Annotated in this window: 18 protein-coding genes; 7 read left to right on the top strand and 11 right to left on the bottom strand. The window is 65.6% G+C overall.

The genetic code is table 11. From position 1 onward, the window contains the following. Positions 1-36 precede the first annotated feature (36 nt). A complete protein-coding gene (locus tag C0V78_RS09505; RefSeq protein WP_158241527.1) occupies positions 37-975 on the top strand; it encodes a DUF4402 domain-containing protein in 939 nt (312 codons plus the stop codon). 2 nt (positions 976-977) lie between these two features. Here the strand turns inward: C0V78_RS09505 and C0V78_RS09500 are convergent, their stop codons facing one another. From C0V78_RS09500 to C0V78_RS09485, 4 genes are read right to left on the bottom strand one after another with little or no spacing between them, the layout of a single operon-like run. After that, a complete protein-coding gene (locus C0V78_RS09500; protein ID WP_101797490.1) occupies positions 978-2567 on the bottom strand; it encodes a long-chain fatty acid--CoA ligase in 1590 nt (529 codons plus the stop codon). Between the two features lie 37 nt (positions 2568-2604). Next, complete coding sequence (locus C0V78_RS09495) at positions 2605-3072, bottom strand: nuclear transport factor 2 family protein (RefSeq protein WP_101797489.1); 468 nt, start codon at positions 3070-3072, stop codon at positions 2605-2607. Beyond that, the gene (locus tag C0V78_RS09490; protein WP_101797488.1) at positions 3069-4271 is read right to left on the bottom strand and encodes a M20 family metallopeptidase; all 1203 of its coding nucleotides are present in this window, start codon (positions 4269-4271) and stop codon (positions 3069-3071) included. The genes C0V78_RS09495 and C0V78_RS09490 overlap by 4 nt, the downstream gene beginning before the upstream one ends. Positions 4272-4307: 36 nt before the next feature. Further along, positions 4308-5204, bottom strand: coding sequence for a CDP-alcohol phosphatidyltransferase family protein (locus tag C0V78_RS09485; protein ID WP_101797487.1), 897 nt, complete (start codon positions 5202-5204; stop codon positions 4308-4310). A gap of 137 nt (positions 5205-5341) precedes the next feature. Between C0V78_RS09485 and C0V78_RS09480 the strand changes: the two genes are divergently transcribed. From C0V78_RS09480 to C0V78_RS09470, 3 genes are all read left to right on the top strand, one after another. Then, positions 5342-6760: a CDP-alcohol phosphatidyltransferase family protein gene (locus tag C0V78_RS09480; protein WP_144039871.1), complete on the top strand. Its 1419-nt coding sequence runs from the start codon at positions 5342-5344 to the stop codon at positions 6758-6760. 256 nt (positions 6761-7016) lie between these two features. Further along, positions 7017-8117 carry an inositol-3-phosphate synthase gene (locus C0V78_RS09475; protein WP_101798295.1) on the top strand — a complete coding sequence of 367 codons (1101 nt, stop codon included), beginning with the start codon at positions 7017-7019 and terminating at the stop codon, positions 8115-8117. A gap of 72 nt (positions 8118-8189) precedes the next feature. Then, a complete protein-coding gene (locus C0V78_RS09470; protein WP_101797485.1) occupies positions 8190-8936 on the top strand; it encodes an NTP transferase domain-containing protein in 747 nt (248 codons plus the stop codon). A 10-nt stretch (positions 8937-8946) separates the two neighbouring features. On the opposite strand, the gene C0V78_RS09465 is transcribed toward C0V78_RS09470, so the two are convergent. The 7 genes from C0V78_RS09465 to C0V78_RS09440 all read right to left on the bottom strand — a co-directional run bounded on the left by C0V78_RS09465 (position 8947) and on the right by C0V78_RS09440 (position 15052). Continuing rightward, positions 8947-9429: a DUF2141 domain-containing protein gene (locus C0V78_RS09465; protein WP_101797484.1), complete on the bottom strand. Its 483-nt coding sequence runs from the start codon at positions 9427-9429 to the stop codon at positions 8947-8949. Positions 9430-9614: 185 nt separating this feature from the next. Further along, positions 9615-11306, bottom strand: coding sequence for an ATP-binding cassette domain-containing protein (locus tag C0V78_RS09460; RefSeq protein WP_158241526.1), 1692 nt, complete (start codon positions 11304-11306; stop codon positions 9615-9617). Between the two features lie 10 nt (positions 11307-11316). Next, positions 11317-13212 (bottom strand): asparagine synthase-related protein, encoded by a 1896-nt coding sequence (locus C0V78_RS09455; RefSeq protein WP_101797482.1) that lies wholly within the window; start codon positions 13210-13212, stop codon positions 11317-11319. A gap of 22 nt (positions 13213-13234) precedes the next feature. Next, the gene (locus C0V78_RS14935) at positions 13235-13390 is read right to left on the bottom strand and encodes a hypothetical protein (protein WP_158241525.1); all 156 of its coding nucleotides are present in this window, start codon (positions 13388-13390) and stop codon (positions 13235-13237) included. Between the two features lie 75 nt (positions 13391-13465). After that, positions 13466-13972 carry a lasso peptide biosynthesis B2 protein gene (locus C0V78_RS09450; protein ID WP_256385682.1) on the bottom strand — a complete coding sequence of 169 codons (507 nt, stop codon included), beginning with the start codon at positions 13970-13972 and terminating at the stop codon, positions 13466-13468. Continuing rightward, on the bottom strand, positions 13920-14192 hold the full coding sequence (locus tag C0V78_RS09445; RefSeq protein WP_101797480.1) for a PqqD family protein: 273 nt from the start codon (positions 14190-14192) through the stop codon (positions 13920-13922). The genes C0V78_RS09450 and C0V78_RS09445 overlap by 53 nt, the downstream gene beginning before the upstream one ends. Continuing rightward, on the bottom strand, positions 14189-15052 hold the full coding sequence (locus C0V78_RS09440) for a hypothetical protein (RefSeq protein WP_101797479.1): 864 nt from the start codon (positions 15050-15052) through the stop codon (positions 14189-14191). Before C0V78_RS09440 ends, C0V78_RS09445 begins: the two co-directional genes overlap by 4 nt. A 149-nt stretch (positions 15053-15201) precedes the next feature. Here C0V78_RS09440 and rpe point away from each other — a divergent pair, with 149 nt between their 5' ends. The 3 genes from rpe to purH are packed head-to-tail and all read left to right on the top strand — an operon-like array spanning position 15202 to position 19372. Then, positions 15202-15864 carry a ribulose-phosphate 3-epimerase gene (gene rpe / locus C0V78_RS09435; RefSeq protein WP_101797478.1) on the top strand — a complete coding sequence of 221 codons (663 nt, stop codon included), beginning with the start codon at positions 15202-15204 and terminating at the stop codon, positions 15862-15864. Between the two features lie 5 nt (positions 15865-15869). After that, positions 15870-17774: a heparinase II/III family protein gene (locus C0V78_RS09430; RefSeq protein ID WP_254049875.1), complete on the top strand. Its 1905-nt coding sequence runs from the start codon at positions 15870-15872 to the stop codon at positions 17772-17774. An 8-nt stretch (positions 17775-17782) separates the two neighbouring features. Further along, entirely contained in the window at positions 17783-19372 is a 1590-nt protein-coding gene (gene purH / locus C0V78_RS09425; RefSeq protein WP_101797477.1) for a bifunctional phosphoribosylaminoimidazolecarboxamide formyltransferase/IMP cyclohydrolase, read from the top strand. Positions 19373-19475 lie beyond the last annotated feature (103 nt).

Raw genomic sequence — 19475 nt, 5'->3', positions numbered from 1 at the left:
CTTGCCCTCCTGATAATCGGTCTCTGGGGATCGCCGGTGGCGGCTCAGAATTTCAGCGTTTCGTCGATCGGCACCGCCAACCTGGGTCCGGTCGTCGCTGCGGCCACCGGCCCGACGACCTTTCGCGCAAGTGCCTCGACGGGTACGGTTACGCGGCTTTCGGGCAACGGCCTGCGCTCCGGTACGGCGCCGGTCCGCTCGCTAGTGACGATTTCCTGCGCCAACCAGCCAAGCTGCAATACCGATGAAGCTGCGGTAACGGTAGCGCTCACCGGCACGCCGACCGGACGAGCCGGGGCGTTGCAGAACTTTACCGTGTCCACATCGGCTGCAACTGCGACCATCACGCTCGCCCCCGGCACAGGCAGTTCGATCAGTTTTCGCATCGGACCGGTCGGCCGCAACGGCAGCAAGACATTCTGGCTGGGATATGACCTGCCGATCAACGGCGACAACGGTGCAGGAGCGAGCGGCGCGGCATCGTCGAGCTTTGTTGTCACGGTGTCGCGCCTCAACGGGTCGCGGCCGATTTCGCTGTCGGGATCGGTCAATGCAACGGTGCTGCGCTCGTTGACGCTCAGCAAGACGCAGGACCTCAGCTTCGGAAGGGTCAGCGCTCCCAAGACCGGCGCGGGAACGATCACGCTTGCGCCGGCAACCGATGCGGTAACGGTCAGTGGAATCGGCGTTGCGAGCCTTTCGGCGCCCCTGCCGCGGGCAGCGGCCTTTACGGTCAGCGGCGAAGGCGGGCAGAGCGTTTCCCTGTCGGTGCCATCGACGGTTACGCTGACAGGACCGGACGGGAGCCTGACCGTCACCACCATTCCGACCCACAACGGCGCGCAGGTGCTTTCAGGCTCGCTGGGCGCAGCGGGAACCATACCCCTGAAGGTCGGCGGCAGTCTGCCTCTTTCATCCTCGACAACCACCGGAACCTACACCGGCACGCTCAGCGTGACGGTGCAGTACAACTAGGGTCATTCGGCCAGCCGGTAATCGCGGAACCGGTCGCGCAGGTCCTTCTTGCTGATCTTGCCGGTGCCGGTGTGCGGCAGTTCATCGACGAATTCCACGGCATCGGGCAGCCACCACTTGGCGACCTTGTCGGCAAGGAAGGCAACCAGCCCTTCGGCCGAAACCTCCGCACCCGGCTTTTTCACCACCACCAGGATCGGCCGCTCGTCCCACTTGGGGTGGGCAATGCCGATGGCCGCCGCTTCGGCAACCCCGGGATAGCCCACGGCGATGTTCTCCAGCTCGACGGAGCTGATCCATTCCCCGCCGGACTTGATGACGTCCTTGGTGCGGTCGGTCAGTTGCAGGGTGCCATCGGGGTGAAGCACGGCAACATCGCCGGTATCGAACCACTGGTCCGGATCGGGCGCGGCGTCGGTCTCGCCCTTGAAGTAGCGCTTGATCACCCAGGGCCCGCGCACCTGCAGCGCACCTGACGTCTTGCCGTCGCGCGGCAGGACCTTGCCCGGATCGCCAAGGTCGACGCAGCGCAGTTCAACGCCAAAGGGCACGCGGCCCTGCATCGCCTTGACGTCGACCTGTTCGTCGAAGGCCATGTCGTCCCAGTTCCATGGCTTTGTGCCGGTGGTGCCGATGGGCGACGTTTCGGTCATCCCCCAGGCATGGGCAACGTTGATGCCCATGCGCATGAAGCGTTCCACCATGGCGCGCGGCATGGCGGAGCCGCCGCAGATGATGTGGCGCAGCCGTTCCAGCTCGCCCCCATGGGCGTCGAGGTGCTGGAACAGCGCCATCCACACGGTCGGCACGCCGGCCGAATGAGTAACCTTCTCGCGCTTGAACAGTTCATACAGCACGGCGGCATCGTTGGTGGCGGAGAAGACGAATTTCACGCCGCAGGCCGCTCCGCCCCAGGGCAGGCCCCAGCTTGCCGCATGGAACATCGGCACGATCGGCAGCATCACCGTGCGCGCGTCGAAATCGAAGATCGACGGCTGCACGCTGGTCAGCGCGTGAAGCATGGTGGAGCGGTGGGTATAGAGCACGCCTTTCGGATGGCCGGTGGTTCCGCTGGTGTAGCAGAGCATGCAGGGATCGCGTTCGTCTCCAAGCTCCCAGCCGGTATTGCCGTCCTCTGCCCCGATCCACTGCTCGAAATGCGGCGAACGGGCATCGGAATCGAAGCAGATGTAATGCTCGATGCTGGGCCAGCGATCCCGCATACGGTCCACAATCGGCTGGAAAACCGCATCGTAGAGCAGCACCCGGTCTTCGGCATGGTTGACGATATAGTCCAGCTGGTCATCGAACAGGCGCGGGTTGAGGGTGTGCAGGATCCCGCCCACGCCGACCGCGCCGTACCAGGTGATCAGGTGCCGGTGATGGTTCATCGCCAGGGTCGCGATGCGATCGCCCTTGCCGATGCCCAACCGGCGCAGGGCCTGGACCATCTTCAGGCTGTCATGCCGGATGCCTGCCCAGTCCGTGCGCGTTTCGCTGCCATCGGCCCAGCGGGTTACCAGTTCGCGCGTGCCATGCTCGCGCGCAGCGTGATCGACGAAATGTTCGACCCGCATTTCCCAATCCTGCATTCCTCCCAGCACGTCCTGTTGTCCTCTCCCTTCTGCGTCAGGGCGAAACCCCTTCTACCCGCAGTCTTTCGATCCTCAGGGTGCGGATCTTCCATCCGTCCGCTTCCCGCACATAGGTTTCATGATAGAATCCGAAGCCGCGCATCAGGCCGAAGAAGGCGCCGGGCGGCATGTAGAGCCGGTCGGTCATCGCCCAGATGGCACGGGCGCTGTCCGGCCCGGTAACCGTGATCTCGGCCTGGTGGCCCTGGTGCACGCTGGTGATCCCGGCTTTCGAGAAGGCACCCGAAACCCAGCCTTCGCGTCCTTTCAGCACCAAGTTCATCGCCGGCATGAAATCGACGCCGCTTTTCGGATCGGTGCAGCAGCCGCGGTAGTCCAGCTCGCAATCGGCCGCGAGGATCGAGCGGACGAGATCGCCATCTTCGGTATCGACACCGCGGAAATAGGTGGCTTTGACCCGGCGCACCTCTTCGGCGATGGCAAGGCGCTCGATCCCGGTCATGCGCCGAATCCCCCGGCGAGAAACCGCTCGCCCAGCGCAGCCAGCAGCGCGGCACCCACCGGCAGCGTGCCTTCGTCCACCATCATGCGGGTCGAATGGATGCCGCAGCACTGGGCCCAGTTGTCCCCTTCGGGGGCAACGCCAAGGAAGAACATGGCGCCCGGCACCCGCTCGAGAACATAGGCGAAGTCTTCGGCACCCATGATCGGGTCGGCAAGGCGCTGGAAGCGGTCTGCGCCCAGCAGGTCGCGGGTCACCGCCTCGCCGAAATCGACCGCGCGGGCATCGCAGATGGTCACCGGGAAGCCTTCGATGATGGTGACGGTGGCGGTCAGCCCATGGGCCCCGGCGATTCCGGCGGCCAGAAGCTGCACGGCATCGCGCAGTTCGGCCCGGTGCGCCGGCGATAGCGTGCGCATGGTCCCCTTCATCACGGCGCGATCGGCAATCACGTTGTGGGCCGAACCGGCGGAGAGGCTGGCAATGGTGACGACGACCGGATCATGGGCATTGAAGCGGCGGGTGACGAGGCTTTGCAGTGCCATGACGATTTCCGCCGCGACAGGCACCGGATCGCGCGTCTGGTGCGGCATGGAGGCGTGGCCGCCTGCGCCTTCGACCACGATCTCAAGCTGGTCTGCGGCCGCAAGCAGCGGGCCAGCCCGCCCGCCGATCACGCCATGGCGGGCATTGGGCATGACGTGCAGGGCGAATGCGGCATCGGGCAGGGGATCGATCAGGCCGTCGTCCAGCATGAAGCGTGCGCCGTGCCAGCCTTCCTCACCCGGCTGGAACATGAATTGTACCTCGCCTGCCAGCGATGCGCGCCGTTCGCACAGCAGGCGGGCAGCCCCCGCGAGCATGGCCGTGTGCGCATCATGCCCGCAGGCATGCATCGCGCCTTCGAAGCGGGAGGAAAACGCCAGTCCTGTCTCTTCCGGCATGGGCAAGGCATCCATGTCGCCGCGCAGCAGCACCCGGCGGCCCTCTCCGGCCTGGCCTTTCAGCGTCGCGACCATGCCGGTGGTCGAAGGCCCCTCGCGCCATTCGAGCGGCAAGCCGGCGAGCGCCGCGCGCACCTTGTCGCGCGTCAGCGGGGTGTGCAGGCCAAGCTCCGGCTCGGCATGGATCGCGCGGCGCAGTCCGACGATTTCCGGTTCGATATCGCGCGCTTGCGCCAGCAGGTCGGGGCTCGGCATGGCGGCATGATAGCCGCGATTATTGCCCTGTCGAGATCAGGCGCCGATGCTGGCGGCAATCCGTTTCGCAGCGGCGTTGTGAGCGCGGACCGACCAGACCATCAGCAGGTTCAGCACAACGGCCTGATAGGCGAAGTAATAGAATGCGCCGTGCCAGCCCGCTCCGCCCGCCAGCATCGACAGGCCGAGCACGATGGCGCGCGGATTCGGGCCCAGGACCTTGCACAGCATCAGCAGCGGCGGCGCTTCGGCGCGCACGGCGGCGCGAATGGCCTCAAGCCGGGCGGGATCGTCCTTGGCCTTTTCCACCGCCTCGTCGATCCGCAGCGCATGCGGTGTCATGCCGCTGGCAATGGCAAGGTAGGCGCTTACCAGCGCCGCGAAGGGGCTTTTCGCCGTGGCGGAATCGGCGCCGTGATTATGGCGGATCCAGGGGGTGGCATAGACCCAGTACTGGTACTGGCGACGTTGCACCTCTACATGGTTGGCCTGCAAGGCGTGGCTGATGCCTGCGGCGACGGTCCAGAACCATGCCACGCCGCCGATCGACTTGCTGAGCAGCCAGCCGAGCGTCAGGTAAAGCACGACGTGGCTGAGGTAATCGCACAGGCCGTCCACCATCTCGCCGATCGGGCTGGAACGGCCGGTCATCCGGGCCAGGTCTCCATCCGCGCCGTCGACCACGTGCCAGGTCATATGCAGCAGCAGGCCAAGCATGGCCGACTGCGGAAAGATCGGCTGGGCATAGGCGATTGCAGCGCCCACCACGCACAGTCCGCCGATTATCGACACCATGTTCGGCGTGATCGGCGTACGCGAAAGCGCGCGAGCGAGTTGCCACGCCAGCGGGTGATAAAGGTAGTGATTGAGCGAATCCTGCAGTTCGCGCTTGCGCTGCGGCCTTTGCAGCGGTGCCGTAAGGGTCTCGTTCATATTCGAAACTGCAATTGCCCCCGAATTAATTTCTTGTCTGGCGACACGATGATTGGTTCTTATATCGCTTGGGGAGCCGCGAACAGAGGGGATTGGCGAGAACCGCCTTTCCCGGAATTGAGGGATTTGGCCTGCACGTGAAATATTCTCCCCCCTTGTCTCCCGGTGTTGCCCCCCTGCTTGGTGAATTGACGGAGGTTGCGCGGCCGAAGGTCGATGCGGTTGCCGCCATTGGCGCGGAACGCGCGGCCCCCGGTGCCGTCGGCCTGGTCTTTGCAACGCGGCGCTCGGCGCATGGCCCGCTGGCTGCACTGGTTACCGGGGGAATCCCGATTATCCGCCGCCAGATCCGCCAGTTGCACACGCTTGGCGTAGACCGGATCGTGCTCGCCTGTTCTGGCGAACAGGGCGCGGCGGCGGACGAGGCGCTGCGCGAAGCCCGGCGCGACAAGCTGCCGCTTCTCATCGCCGATACGCCTGCAAAGCTGGTGGAAGCGGTCGGCAAAAGCCGCGTGCTGGCCATCGACGAGGCCCTGCTGGTCGATGAGCGGATGCTCGCTGCCTTTTTCACCGCAAGCGACCGGGATGAATCGCCGGTGGGGCCCGTCCTGGGCGCTTTCGACGAAAAGGGTGCGCGGCCTGCCGGTATCGCCGAATTTCCGGGCGGCACCTTCGATGCGCGGCTTGCCGACACTCTTCTTGTCGATTCGCTTTCCGGCCTCGAGCCTGCCTCTGCACGGATCGTCGATCTTTCGGGTCTCGACGACTACGCACCTGCCCGCCGCCGCCGCCTGCCGATGGTCTGGCTGCCGCTGGCAAATGAGGCCGATGGCCGCAAGGGCACGGCGGTATTGCTCGATTCGGCCCAGAAGGGCTGTCTCGACTGGCCGGCGCGCTATTTCCATCCGCCGGTTGAAAACCTGCTGACGCGCCTGCTGCTGCCCACGCCGATCACGCCGAACATGGTCTCGGTCTTCGTCTTCATGTTGGGGCTTCTTGCGGCCTGGTATTTTGCGACTGGCGCGTGGGTGGCGGGGCTGGTCTTAGTCCTTGTGATCGGTCCGCTCGACGGACTGGACGGCAAGCTCGCCCGCACCCGGCTCGATTTTTCGAAGTGGGGCGATCTTGAGCATGTGGCTGACAAGATCGTGGAATATCTGTGCTATATCTGCATGGCGGCGTGGATCGGCACGGGATGGGCCTGGGCCGTCTGCGCCCTGATCGTGCTCTTCGCGCTGGCCGAAGCGGTGCAGGGTGAATTCTTCCGGCGCTTCACGGGCGGCCAGCTTGACGATGCCGGCAGGATCGAACGCGCCTTTCGTCTTGTTTCGGGACGGCGCAATACCTTCATGTGGTGCCTGATTCCCTTCGTGCTGCTGGGTGCCTGGGAGGCCGGCTTCGTCATGATCGCGGCTTACAGCGTGATCACCTTCTTCTTCATGCAATGGCGGTTTTACATGCGCATAGGCGAATTCGGCCGGGCCAATTCGCCGGCCATCGATGCAAACATGCGCAAGACCGCCTATGCTTTCCTCAACCGGCAGAAAGGGAAATAGTCGGGAATAACCGTTCCTGCTGCGACAAATGCCGCCTTGGGTTGGCCACAGTTTGCGGCTAGGGACAGGTCCGGATGCGAGCCGCCAGGCCCGTTTTGGTTGTGTCAGGAACGCCACGGGGCGCGCCGGGGATGCATCGAAGCGGGGCAAGCAGGCTTGACCTCGCGCAAACTTCTTGCTTTTGGCGCGCGATTTCACAATGACGCTGCATTCGCTCAGCGATCGTGCGTCTGACATACTGATAGGGATCGAATTAATGAAGCCAATCAAGGTTGCCATGATCGGCGTGGGCAACTGCGCAAGTTCGCTGGTCCAGGGTGTAGCTTACTACCGGAACAACAACAGCTCGCAGGGCCTGATCCATGACCGCATCGGCGGCTATGGCGCTGGCGATGTCGAATTCGTTCTCGGTATCGATGTCGATGCGCGCAAGGTCGGCAAGGACATTTCCGAAGCCATCTTCGCTGCCCCGAACAACACCAAGGTGTTCCAGGCAGACGTGCCGATGACCGGTTCGAAGGTCATCATGGGCAAGGTCTCGGACGGCGTTGCTGCCCACATGACCACCGTTGGCGAAAAGGGCTTCATCGTCGCCAACGAGCCTGAGGCCGACCAGGCCCGCATCGTCCAGGCGATCAAGGACTCGGGCGCCGAAGTGCTCATCAACTTCCTGCCCGTCGGTTCGCAGGAAGCCACCGAATTCTACATGGAATGCGCGCTGGAAGCGGGCGTTGCCGTGGTTAACTGCATGCCGGTGTTCATCGCCAGCCGCCCGGAATGGGAAGCCCGGTTCCGCGCCAAGAACATCCCGATCGTCGGCGACGACATCAAGGCTCAGGTCGGTGCAACGATCGTTCACCGCGTGCTTTCCAGCCTGTTCGCCGCCCGCGGCGTGACGGTGGAGCGTACCTACCAGCTCAACACCGGTGGCAACACCGACTTCATGAACATGCTCGACCGCCAGCGTCTCGGCTCCAAGAAGGAATCGAAGACCGAAGCCGTCCAGGCCATGCTCGCCCAGCGCCTCGAGGATGAGAACATCCACGTCGGCCCGTCGGACTATGTTCCCTGGCAGAAGGACAACAAGCTGTGCTTCCTGCGCCTCGAAGGCCTGCAGTGGGGCAACGTGCCGATGGAACTGGAACTCCGCCTCTCGGTGGAAGACAGCCCGAACTCGGCAGCCTGCGTGATGGACGCGATCCGCTGCGCCAAGGTTGCTCTCGAGCGTGGCGAAGGTGGTGCGCTGGTCGGCCCGTCGGCCTACTTCTGCAAGCACCCGCCGCAGCAGTTCAGCGATGATCTCGCCGCCCAGATGGTCGAGGAATACATCACCGACCAGGCCATCGCGGCCGAATAATCGGCATCAAGCCGGAAGAAGCGGCGCCGGTCCATCCGGCGCCGTTTTCGTTTGAGGAGGGCAGGTTTCGCCATGGACGCCGTGATCATCGCCGCCGGGTTCGGCAGCCGCCTGCGCGACATTTCCGAATCGAAGCCTCTGACCCCGGTCGCCGGCAAGCCGCTGGTCGAACTGGGCGTCCGCCAGGCCAAGGCTGCGGGCGCGCAGCGGGTGGTGGTCGTCACCGGGCACGAGGCGGAGCGGGTGGAAGCCTATCTGCCGCGGCTGTCGCAGGAAGCGGGCATCGAAGTCCTGTCCGAACGCGTGGCTGACTGGTCGAAGCCCAATGGCCTCTCGGTGATGGCCGGCGCGGGGCGCGTGGCGGCGCTGGGTGGCGGCGATTTCCTGCTGATGATGGCGGACCACATTTTCTCGGCCACCATCCTGCAGCGGCTTGCAGCGGCGGGGGCTCCCGATCGCGGCGTTACCCTTGGCATCGATCGCCGCGTGAGCAGCCCGCTGATCGATCCCGACGATGCCACCTGGGTGGAAACCGATGCCCGCGGGTTCATCAGGGCCATCGGCAAGACCATCCCGACCTATGACGCGGTCGATTGCGGCGCTTTCCTCGCGACCCAGGAACTGCCCCGCGCCATCGAGGCAGCCATTGCCGAGGGCAAGTCCGGCAGTCTTTCCGACGGCATGCAGTGGCTGGCCGATCGCGGCAGGGCGGCAACGCTGGATATCGGCGATGCCTGGTGGCTCGATGTCGACGACCCGCGTGCACACAAGCTCGCCGAGGCCGAAGCCCCGGCAATGCTGGCTGAAATCTACGGCTGAACTGCCCCGATCAGGGGTATTTCATGCGGATCCGCGTCACCAGGCCCGGCTTGGGGATGTTGAGGCGCACGGAGCTGAAGGCCGGCAGGCTCATGATCGTGGTCGGGTTGTTGGTGAAGCCAAAACCCTCCGTCGGCAGGCCCAGCCCGGACCGGTCGATCTTACCGTTGGCGTTCTCGTCATGGTACAGGGCGATGGCATAGACACCGGGCTTTGGCACGAAGATGCAGCCGCGCGTCGTGCCTGCACTGGCCTTTACCCGACCGACGTACAGCGATCCCTTGCGGACAAGGAACTTCTTCGAATCGTCGGCATACAGGGTGATCGCCAGGTTGCCGCTGCCGTTGCGCATGCCTTCGGCCACTACCGTTACCCAGGTCGGGCTGGGCGTGCCGGTGCAGCCCGCAGGCGCGCTTTCGGCCATGGCAGGCTGGGCGGCGGCACTGGCCAGCGAAAGCGCGATTGCAGCGCGAATGGTCGTCGAAATAGCCATGGTCGTTCGTTCCTGAACTCCAAAAACAGTTCTGCAAGGGGGGATTGGTTCGCCCGGAAGTGCCGCAAGCAGGCACCGGGCACGGCTGAAATCAGTCGCTTGTCCCCCCTTGGATGCGATTCGCCCCGTTAATGCCGCCTGAATTTGGCAGAATTGAGAATGGATTGCACCGCGATTGCGGAGCGCTAGCCAAGAACGCGCCCGTTTTCCAGCCTCACCGTCTGATCGGCGAGTTCTGCAAGCCTGCCGCCATGACCGATGATGACCACAGTGACCTTTCCCTTGAGGGCGGCGATTGCCTCGACAATGCGCGCCTCGTTCTCGCGGTCCAGTGCCGAGGTTGCCTCATCCAGGATCAGCAGGGCGGGATCGCGCAGCAGGGCGCGGGCAAGCACGATCCGCTGGCGCTCGCCGCCGGAAAGCTGCCTCCCGCCCGGTCCCATGCGGGTGTCGAGCCCGTCCGGCAGGTCCAGCACGAAATCGGCGGCCCCGCGCGAAAGGCACGCGCGCAGCGCCCCTTCGTCTGCATCAGGCGCTGCCCAAAGCAGGTTTTCCCGCAGCGAGGCGTCGAAAAGCACCGGCTCTTGCTGCACGTAAGCGACCCGGTGGCGCCATGCAGCCAGCGCTGCACCTTCAAGCGGAACACCGTCCACCAGCGCCCGCCCCTCGTCAGGCTGGATGAGCCCGGCCAGCAGGTCGGCAAGCGTGCTTTTGCCCGCGCCTGATGGCCCGGTGAGGAAGCAGACGGAACCGGCCGGAACGATGAGGGAGGCCTTGTCGAGCGCGGGCACGGCTCGACCTGCGTGGAAGAGCGAGGCGCCTTCGAGCCGGATATCCCGGTGCAGGGCCGGTGCCGGACTGATCCCGTCCCACTCGGGCTCTGCGCGGGAAAGCGCCTGCGTTACGCGGGCATTGATCTCAGCAATGGCGGCGGCATTGTGGGCGTAGTGCTGCCAGCTGGCCTGGACTGCCGCCAACAGGGGAACACTGCGGGCAAACAGCGCGACGAGCGGCAGCAATGCAGCCAGCGGCACGTTCCATCTGGTCAGCGCCAGCCAGACCGCGCCGGCAAGAGCGAGGGCCGCCCCGCTTTGCAGGACGACTTGCCCCAGCGCGAGTCCCGACTGGTAACGCAATTGCGCGTTAGCAACGCCTGCTGCCAGTTTCCGGGCAAGAGCTGCCTCGTCCTCCGCCTTGCCAAGGCTCTTGATGATCCGCAGCGCGCCGAAGCGTTCGATGAAGAACCCGTAGAAGCCGGTGAACCGGGCCTCGAGCGCCTCGCCTTCCTGTCCTGCGCGGCGGCGCAGGCCGGCGTAGAGCGCAAGTGCCAGCGCTCCACCCGCGCCAACCGCGATCGCCGGCAGCGGTGCGATCAGCAGGGCCGCGACCAACATGGCGGCAAGCGTGACCAGTGCGGAGAACAGGCCCAACAGGAACTGCAGGCTGTTGCCCGCGCGATCCACCGCGCTGGTCGCCAGCGAAAGGAGTTCGCCCTGGCGCAGCGACGAGAGGAAGCGCCAATCGGCATGGAACAGGGCGCGCAGAAGCCGGTCCCGCAGCCGGCTGGTCACCTCGATCCGAGCCCGAGTTTCCAGCACCATGCGATACTGCACCAGCAGCGAGCGGAGCGAGACCAGCACCACGAACAGCACCAGCAGGCCATCAAGGCGGCGCGGCAGGCCCCAACTGGCAAGCGCGGCGGCAAGTCCTCCCTGCGGGCCGTTCGTTGCCACTTCCATCAGCGGCACCAGCAGCAGCAGCCCCAGCCCTTCGCTCAGCGACGCGGCAAGCGAGACCACAGCCAACAGGGCCAGCCTGCGCCGGGGCAAGGCCGGTCCGAGCTGCGCGAGCGTAGAGGATCGGGAGGGAGAAGCCACGCGCGACCCCTCAGTTTCGACCGCTGACATGGCGCACGAACTGCGCCATCAGCAGGGTCGACGGCAGGGCAAAGCGCAGGTGGGTCGCCAGCTTGCCGTAGCCCGGATCGCTTTGCGGCCAGTTGTCGACGAGAGCCCTGGCGCGGGCAGTATCGATCAGGCCGGCGAGTTCCGGATCGCGCTCGATATCGCCGATCATCTCGCGCAGTTCGCCAAGGCGCGGGGTGAGCCGGGCATACCAGTCGGCATTCTGCATGGCGTTGCGCCGTTCCAGCCGCTGTGCTTCGGGCAGGCGGCCCACGGCCATGCGCCGCGCGAGCCAGCGGGTTTGCCCGTTGCGGACGAACTGATCGGTCGGCAGGCTGAAGCAGAATTCCAGCAGCGGACGGTAATGCGTCACGTCACGGCAGCGCAGGCCGAATATCTGTTCATAGCCGTGGCCCATTTCCGCACCGATGCCGCAACGTGCCTCCAGCATGGCGAGCCATTGCCGGCGGCTGCTCGCTTCGGGCCCGCCGACAATCGAATCCTTGCGGCCCTGCGCGGGGCCCTCGCGCAAAAGGGGGTTGCCGAAGTGCGCCGTGTCATCGTTGCGGTGGACGAACTGGCGGACGGCAGCCCTCATCCGAGGCGGCAGCAAGGGAACCAGGCCCATGGCAAGGATACGGCGAGGCACACTGCGATGGTCGCCGGGCCGGTTCGCCGCCATGCGCCAAAGCTCGCGCCAGCGGCCGCGCAGCAGGAACTCGCTGTAGGCCCAGGGGGCGGAATTGCTGATCGTGGCATTGCCGTCAGCCGCGGTCAGCAGCCAGTCGACACCCGCATCGGCGGCGGCCTGCCACACGCCGTGATGCGTGGCGCCCACGGTCTGGGCCGGATAGGCCGTGCTTGTTGCCAGGAAGAATTCGCGCGCCTTGTGGTCGAAACCGATGCCCCGGTTGTCGATGAAGTGCGGGTCGATCTGCGGATACTGTGCGACAAAGGCGCGCACGTACTCGCGCTCGTCGGCGAAATTGGTTGGCGGCACGTTCCCCTGCCAGTCATCCGGCGGGTGGAAGGTGAAGCTTGGCAGGCGCTGGCCGGCAGGCAGCTGGCGCACGATCTCTGCAGTGGCGATGCTCGAGTCGAGCCCGCCTGAAAGCGAAACCGCAGGCTTGCGTGCAGCAGCAAGCGCATGGCCCACCGATTCCGCCAGCAAGGCGTTGGCCTGCTCGACATAGTCCTCGTCGCGCGCAAACCGGGTCGGCGGGATGGCGGTGATATCATACCAGCGGCGGCAGGTGACACCTGCGGGTGACAGGTAGGCGACGGATCCTTCCGGCACCTGCATCAGCCCGTCATAGGCGCTTGCCGCCTTGTCATCTTCAAGTTCGAAGGCAAGCTGCGACAGGAGGGCATCGGAACGCAGCTTTTGCGGCCAGCCGGCCGCGAAGACGGGCCGGGGAATCGAGCAGGCGACAGCACCTGTCGGCGTGTGGGCATAGAACAGGGGGTAGGCACCCAGCGGGCTCCTGGCCAGCCGCAGCCGGCCATCGGGCAGGGCGATGATGCTGGCGTAAAGGCCGCTGATCCGGGCTTCGGCACCGTCACCCCAGCGGTCGAAAGCCGCGCCGTAGAGATATTCCTCGTCCTGGCCCTGCGGCGAGGCGCGGTCGACGCCCAGGTCCGCCGCGATCCGATCGCAATTGTCGATCCAGCCGCAGATGAGCACGGGATTGCCAGCGGGCGAGCGCACCGCGCGCCAGCCGCGCGGCGAGGGGCCGCGCGGGCGCGCCAGCCTGGACAGCGTCAGCCCGTCACGGGTTTCGGATGCGGCCGGATGGCCGGCAAACAGGCCAAGCGAGGGCGCGATCCGGGATGCGTCCAACCACGAATTGGCCGCCCAGCGGATTCCCGCGCCGATCATTCAGGTAATTTGGTGCGCCCTATCAGGAAAAGGCGCAGCTCGGCGAACCGACCGTGCAGGCGCTGCCGCCGTTGTTCTGGTTGACTGCCGGTTGAGCAAGGCCCTTCACATCGCCGATGCGGCCGATGGTGGACATCGTGGGCTTGGTCCAGATCTTCTTCTTGCTCGTGGCCGGCATTTGGAACTCCGTCGGAAACTTTAACGCACGCGTGAAGACTAAGAATAAACCATTAGTTGCCCCGCCGCCAGAGCTTTATTGCTGCACTGCACTTGCCGCCTGTTCGAATTCGGGAAAGCGTAAACGAATTACCGGATGCAACGGATCAGTTGTCATTCCGATCAGCATCTGCCCGCCTTTTTCCACCCAGGCATGCAGGTCGTCATGCGTGCCGCGCTGGGGCGCGCCCAGGGTGGCGATGACAAGATCGGCCGCGCGGCCACGGCGGCGCAGCATCCAGTGCAGCGCCATGGCCTGCGGCAGGCACGCGCAGTCAAAAGGCAGGTGGCTTACCGCCCGCATCACCACCTTGGCACAGTAGGCATCGATCCATTGCGGCTGTTCACGGCAGGCCTGTTGCGCCGGATCGCCCAGCCATTTCCGCCAGCGTTCAAAGCGCACCGCGCCGATCAGCAGCCGCGCCATTGTCAGAAACAGGGCCGCCTCCAGCGTTTCGAGGCGGCTGCGGACAGGCCCGCGGCGGCGCTTTTCAGGCACTGTTGCCAATGAAGCCGGCCCGCGTGAACTGGGCCAGGATTGCATCGACATCCGCGGCGATCGCCTCGGCAGTCTCGCCATAATCCCCGGCAATGGCGGCTATCAGGGCATCGCGATCCCGCGATCCGTCGATCGCCCGCCACACGGCGCCCGCCGTTTCGTTGAGCGAAAAGAACTCTGCGCTGTCAAGGTCCATGACAACGGTTTCATCGTCGATGGCGGTCTCGACGAAACGGTCGGGAAACTTGACGATCAGCCCTGTCATGTCGGCAGGCTATGGCTGCAAACCAGCTTTGCTGCAAGTTCAACGGATTGGGCGAACCGTGCCGCGTCACGCGGGCGCACGAGCCGCGCCATGGCAACCTGCCGCGCCAGCCGGGCCTGCAGGGCAAAGCGGCGGGCGGGATCGGGCCGATTGGCAAGGTCGTAGATTTCGAAGGTGTAATGGTCGTCGGTCAGGCGGGCGATCTTCTCGCCCCCGGTGATCGGGCTGCCAGCGAGGTCCGCCCCGTCTTCAAGGAAGATCAGCTGGCGCAGCGGCAGCGGCTCGGCGCAATCGCCGCCGGGCGGCACGGCGTAGAACTTCTCGACCGCGGCATCGACCTGCTCTTGCGGCCGGGCTCCGGTCAGCCGCAGCGCCTCTGCCGTCAGCTTCAGGCGCTTGTGCCCGGGCAGGGCGAGCGGGCGGTCGGGATCGGACAGGTCGAGGATCAGCGTATCGTCGCAGAACATCGGAAAGCCGCGCGTTCCCAGCGCGGTCACCAGTGTCGACTTGCCGGCCCCGGATGGTCCGGCAAAGGCATGGACGCCGCCGTCCCAGGCAACGGCCGAGGCATGGATGGGATAAAGGCCGTTGATGCAGGCAACGGCGGCATAGACCGTGCCGAACAGGAACAGGCGCTCTTCCGAAAGCCGCGCGCCGGGCCTGCGTTCGATGGTAACCCCTTCGCCGCGACGATAGCGGAAGCCGATGCTGGGCATGCGCAGCAAAAATTCTTCGCCGCGCAGGTTCCAGGTTCCCGGCTCGATGCGCAGGTCGCCCAGCCATTCGCCGACCTCGCCAAGCCGCACGCGCATTTCGCGGCGCATCAGGGCAACGGGGTCGGAAGGGGCGGGGCTGGTCACGGCAGCGTTCTTGCGGCTTGCCGGGGCAGGGTCAATGGCGGGCTTTGCGATGAATTGAATCGCTAGGGCGTTGAACCGTATATGTTGTGTGGAAAAGCACTGCAGCTCGCTTGTCGGCACTCGATATAGGGTTAAGGCCAATAGGCACAATGGCTGCTCCCCTGATATCCCCCTCGATTCTCTCGGCTGATTTTTCCCGGCTCGGTGAAGAAGTTCGCGCAATCGACGCAGCGGGCGCGGACTGGATCCATGTTGACGTCATGGACGGTCATTTCGTGCCCAATATCACGATCGGACCGATGGTGGTGAAGGCCCTGCGCCCGCATACGGCCAAGCCGTTTGACGTCCACCTGATGATCTCGCCGGTCGATGCCTACATTCAGGCCTTTGCCGATGCCGGGGCGGATATCATCACCGTCCATCCTGAGGCGGGTCCGCACGTCCATCGCACGGTGCAGCTGATCAAGTCCTTGGGCAAGAAGGCGGGCATTTCGCTCAATCCGGCGACGCCCGCCAAGATGCTGGACTACCTGATCGACGAGATCGACCTTGTCCTGGTGATGAGCGTCAACCCCGGGTTCGGCGGGCAGAGCTTCATTTCCAGCCAGCTTCGCAAGATCGAGGCCGTGCGCAAGATGATCGACAAGTCCGGCCGCGATATCCGGCTGGAAGTTGACGGCGGTGTCGATGCGGGCACAGCGCCGCTGTGCGTTTCCGCCGGTGCCGACGTGCTGGTTGCCGGCACGGCCACCTTCAAGGGCGGCCCGGATTGCTATGCGGCCAACATCGCCGCACTGAAGGGCAAGGGGTAGGCGCGGTGGAAGCGCCTCTTCACGATGCGCCGCTTGCGGCCGGTGGCGAGGCGGACGATGAAGTGCTGGCGGAACCGCGCAGCGCCATTCCGCTGCGGCAAGGGGTGCGGGAGGATCTGGTGATCGGCAAGTCGGCCCCTGAGGCAGAAGGCGAAGAGGCAGTCGAAAGGCCCGATTCGGTCATTGCGCCCGGCCGCATGCTCGCGCTGGCAGACTTTGCACCACCCCGGCTGAGCACGGGTGAGCGGTTCCTGCGCTTTGCCTACAAGCTGGGTGTCCCCGGTTCCGCACTCGCCCGGCCCTTTGCCAAGCCTGCGCGCGAGCGGCTGCTGGCCTCGGCGGAAGATCCCCTGGCCGGCGACAAGGTGGCGGGCACCGCGCTGCGCGCAGGCCATTTCCTGCTGCACGGCGTGAAGCTGCCGATCTCGCAGGCCGATTTCGGCGGCATTGCCCGCATGGCTCCGCCGATGGAGCGCTATGTCCACTCCTTCGCCTGGCTGGCGGATCTTGAAGCGGCCGCCCCGCGTGAGCAGTGCCTGCCCGTGGCCGAGCGCATCATGGAGGCCTGGCTAACGGCCAACCCCAAGGAACCGAAGCGGCCTGCGAAGGCCGGCCTCTGGACAGTGGACAGCGCTGGAACCCGCCTGCTTTCCTGGCTCGTCCACGCGCCCCTCGTCCTGTCCGGCGACAAGGCCAGCCGTGCGCGGGCCATGGCCGCGATCACTGGCCACGCCCGCTGGCTTGACCGCCATGTCGAGCGCGGAGAGGATCTGCTTGCCCGTTTCGCCGGCTGGTGCGCCATCACGGCGGCCGGCCTGCTGCTTTCGGATGGCAAGCCGCGGCGCCTGTTCGGCGAGGCCGGCATGGTCCGTGCCATCGGCGAGATGGTGGGTGACGATGGCGGCGTGCTTTCGCGCAGCCCGCTGTGCCAGATCGAAGCGATCGAACTGCTCGTGCGGCTGGGCGCCTGCTACAAGGCCGTGAAGCGCGAACCGCCCGAGGCGATTGCCGCGATGCAATCCATGCTGGTGCCGCCGCTTCTGGCGCTGACGCACGGCGATGGTTCGCTGGGTTCGTGGCAAGGCGGCTGGGCAATCGGCGCCGAACAGCTTTCGCGCCTGATCGAGGCAAGCGGCGCGCGTACCCGGCCGCTGCGCGACGTGCGGCAATGGGGCTACCAGCGGGTCGTGGCCGGAAAGTCGGTCTTGCAGTTCGATACCGCGCCGCCCCCGCTGTCGCGCCATTCGCGCCACGGCTGCGCATCGACCCTTGCCTTCGAACTGAGCCACGCCGGACAGCGAATCATCGTCAATTGCGGCGGCGCAGCGGCGGCGGGTGGACTGATTCCCGCGCGACTCGACGCCGGCCTGCGCGCCACGGCGGCCCATTCAACACTCGTCCTGGACGATTCGAACTCAACCGCCGTGCTGATCGGCGGGAAAATCGGCTCCGGCGTGAACGAAGTCGATGTCGAACGGCGCACGCTCGAGGGTGAACGCGGATCGGGTGCGACCCGGATCGAGGCGAGCCACGATGGCTATGCCGGGCGCTATGGCCTGGTCCATCGCCGCATCCTGATCCTGCGCGACGATGGCAGCGAACTGCGCGGGGAAGACCTTCTGGTTCCGGCCAAGGGCAAGGGATCGCGCGGAAAAGTTGCCTTCGCCATCCGCTTCCACCTTGGGCCCAACGTCGAAGTGCGGCTGACCGAAGATCGCCAGGGTGCGGGCATTGCCTTGCCCGACGGTTCTTACTGGCAATTCCGATCAGGCGGCGGCGAGGTTTCGATCGAGGATTCGCTCTGGGCAGACCATCACGGTCGCCCGGTTGCCATCCAGCAGCTTGTGGTGCAGGGGCTCGCCTCGCGCGGCGGACGAAACTTCGCCTGGCTGCTGAAGAAAATGGGGTAGTTTTCGCAATGACTGACGTGACGATCCGCCGGGCGCTGCTTTCGGTGTCCGACAAGGCCGGGCTCGTGGAGCTGGGACAGGCGCTTGGTGCGCGCGGCGTGGAACTGGTTTCTACCGGCGGCACGGCCAAGGCGCTGCGCGAGGCGGGTCTTGCGGTGAAGGACATTTCCGAACTCACCGGCTTTCCCGAGATGATGGACGGCCGCGTCAAGACGCTGCACCCCAAAGTCCATGGCGGCCTGCTGGCAGTGCGCGACAATGCCGAACACGCCAAGGCCATGGCCGATCACGAGATCGGCGCGATCGATCTGGTCGTCGTCAACCTCTATCCCTTCGAGGCGACCGTTGCCCGGGGCGCGGAACGTGACGAGGTGATCGAGAATATCGACATCGGCGGCCCCTCGATGGTCCGTTCGGCGGCGAAGAACCACGCCTATGTGACCATCGTCACCGATCCGGCCGACTATGCCACGCTGCTGGCCGAGCTCGAGACGAAGGATGGCGCGACTTCCTACGATTTCCGCCGCAAGATGGCGGGCAAGGCCTATGCCGCCACCGCCGCCTACGATGCGATGATCAGCCAGTGGTTTGCCTTCGCTGACCAGGGCGAAACTTTCCCCGAGATGCTGGCGATCACGGCAACGCGCAAGGAAGAGCTGCGCTATGGCGAGAATCCGCACCAGAAGGCGGCGCTCTACCTGCCCAGGGGGCCGCATTCGCACGGTATCGCCCAGGCTCGCCAGCTGCAGGGCAAGGAGCTGTCGTACAACAATTACAACGACGCCGATGCCGCGCTCGAACTCTGCGCCGAATTCAAGGGGCAGGACCCGGCGGTGGTCATCGTCAAGCACGCCAACCCCTGCGGCGTGGCGCAGGGCGCCAGCCTGCTGGAAGCCTGGAACGGCGCGTTGCAGTGCGATTCGGTCTCGGCATTTGGCGGCATCGTTGCCGTGAACGCCCAGCTCGATGGCGAAACGGCCCGGGCGATCTGCGAGATCTTTACCGAAGTGGTCGTCGCGCCCTCGGCCACCGACGAGGCGATCGAGGCTTTCGCGAAAAAGAAGAACCTGCGCCTGCTGCTGACAGGCGACCTGCCCGATCCACGCCGGGGCGGTCTTGCCGTCAAGCCGATCACCGGGGGGCTTCTGGTCCAGACGCGTGACAATGGCGCGATCACCGAGGCGGATCTCAAGGTCGTGACGAAGCGCCAGCCGAGCGCGCAGGAACTCAAGGACTGCCTGTTCGCCTGGACGGTTGCCCGCCACGTCAAGTCGAACGCCATCGTCTATGCCAAGGACGGGGTAACCGCCGGTATTGGCGCAGGCCAGATGAACCGTCGCGATTCCAGCCGCATCGCTGCGATGAAGGCAGCGGAAGCGGCGGAAAAATACGGCTGGTCGCAGAGCCGCGCGGTCGGCTCTGCCGTGGCCTCCGATGCCTTCTTCCCCTTCGCCGATGGCCTGCTCGCCGCAGCCGAAGCGGGGGCAACGGCGGTGATCCAGCCCGGCGGTTCGATGCGCGATCAGGAAGTGATCGACGCGGCAGACGCAGCGGGCCTGGCGATGGTGTTCACGGGAATGCGGCATTTCCGGCACTGAGCCGGGCAACTCGCCGCAGGTCGCCAACGGTTTGCCGCAGGCTGGCTGGCGCGACTCGAAAGTTCACTTCTTGGCAATCAGCGATCGCCCATTCGGCGAACAC

This window comes from Novosphingobium sp. TH158 (assembly GCF_002855555.1).
GTDB lineage: Bacteria > Pseudomonadota > Alphaproteobacteria > Sphingomonadales > Sphingomonadaceae > Novosphingobium.
The sequence above is the reverse complement of the archived record's forward strand: the minus strand, read 5'-3'. Positions and strand labels throughout refer to the sequence as shown.

What these genes read in the sequence shown, in the direction of transcription:
- C0V78_RS09475 (WP_101798295.1), top strand. Translation starts at nt 7,017, where the DNA reads ATGAAGCCAATCAAGGTTGCCATGATCGGCGTGGGCAACTGCGCAAGT.
- C0V78_RS09490 (WP_101797488.1), bottom strand. Translation starts at nt 4,271, where the DNA reads ATGCCGAGCCCCGACCTGCTGGCGCAAGCGCGCGATATCGAACCGGAA.
- C0V78_RS09495 (WP_101797489.1), bottom strand. Translation starts at nt 3,072, where the DNA reads ATGACCGGGATCGAGCGCCTTGCCATCGCCGAAGAGGTGCGCCGGGTC.
- C0V78_RS09465 (WP_101797484.1), bottom strand. Translation starts at nt 9,429, where the DNA reads ATGGCTATTTCGACGACCATTCGCGCTGCAATCGCGCTTTCGCTGGCC.
- C0V78_RS09485 (WP_101797487.1), bottom strand. Translation starts at nt 5,204, where the DNA reads ATGAACGAGACCCTTACGGCACCGCTGCAAAGGCCGCAGCGCAAGCGC.
- purH (WP_101797477.1), top strand. Translation starts at nt 17,783, where the DNA reads ATGACTGACGTGACGATCCGCCGGGCGCTGCTTTCGGTGTCCGACAAG.
- C0V78_RS09470 (WP_101797485.1), top strand. Translation starts at nt 8,190, where the DNA reads ATGGACGCCGTGATCATCGCCGCCGGGTTCGGCAGCCGCCTGCGCGAC.
- C0V78_RS09445 (WP_101797480.1), bottom strand. Translation starts at nt 14,192, where the DNA reads ATGACAGGGCTGATCGTCAAGTTTCCCGACCGTTTCGTCGAGACCGCC.
- C0V78_RS09500 (WP_101797490.1), bottom strand. Translation starts at nt 2,567, where the DNA reads ATGCAGGATTGGGAAATGCGGGTCGAACATTTCGTCGATCACGCTGCG.
- C0V78_RS09450 (WP_256385682.1), bottom strand. Translation starts at nt 13,972, where the DNA reads ATGCAATCCTGGCCCAGTTCACGCGGGCCGGCTTCATTGGCAACAGTG.
- C0V78_RS14935 (WP_158241525.1), bottom strand. Translation starts at nt 13,390, where the DNA reads ATGCCGGCCACGAGCAAGAAGAAGATCTGGACCAAGCCCACGATGTCC.
- rpe (WP_101797478.1), top strand. Translation starts at nt 15,202, where the DNA reads ATGGCTGCTCCCCTGATATCCCCCTCGATTCTCTCGGCTGATTTTTCC.
- C0V78_RS09455 (WP_101797482.1), bottom strand. Translation starts at nt 13,212, where the DNA reads ATGATCGGCGCGGGAATCCGCTGGGCGGCCAATTCGTGGTTGGACGCA.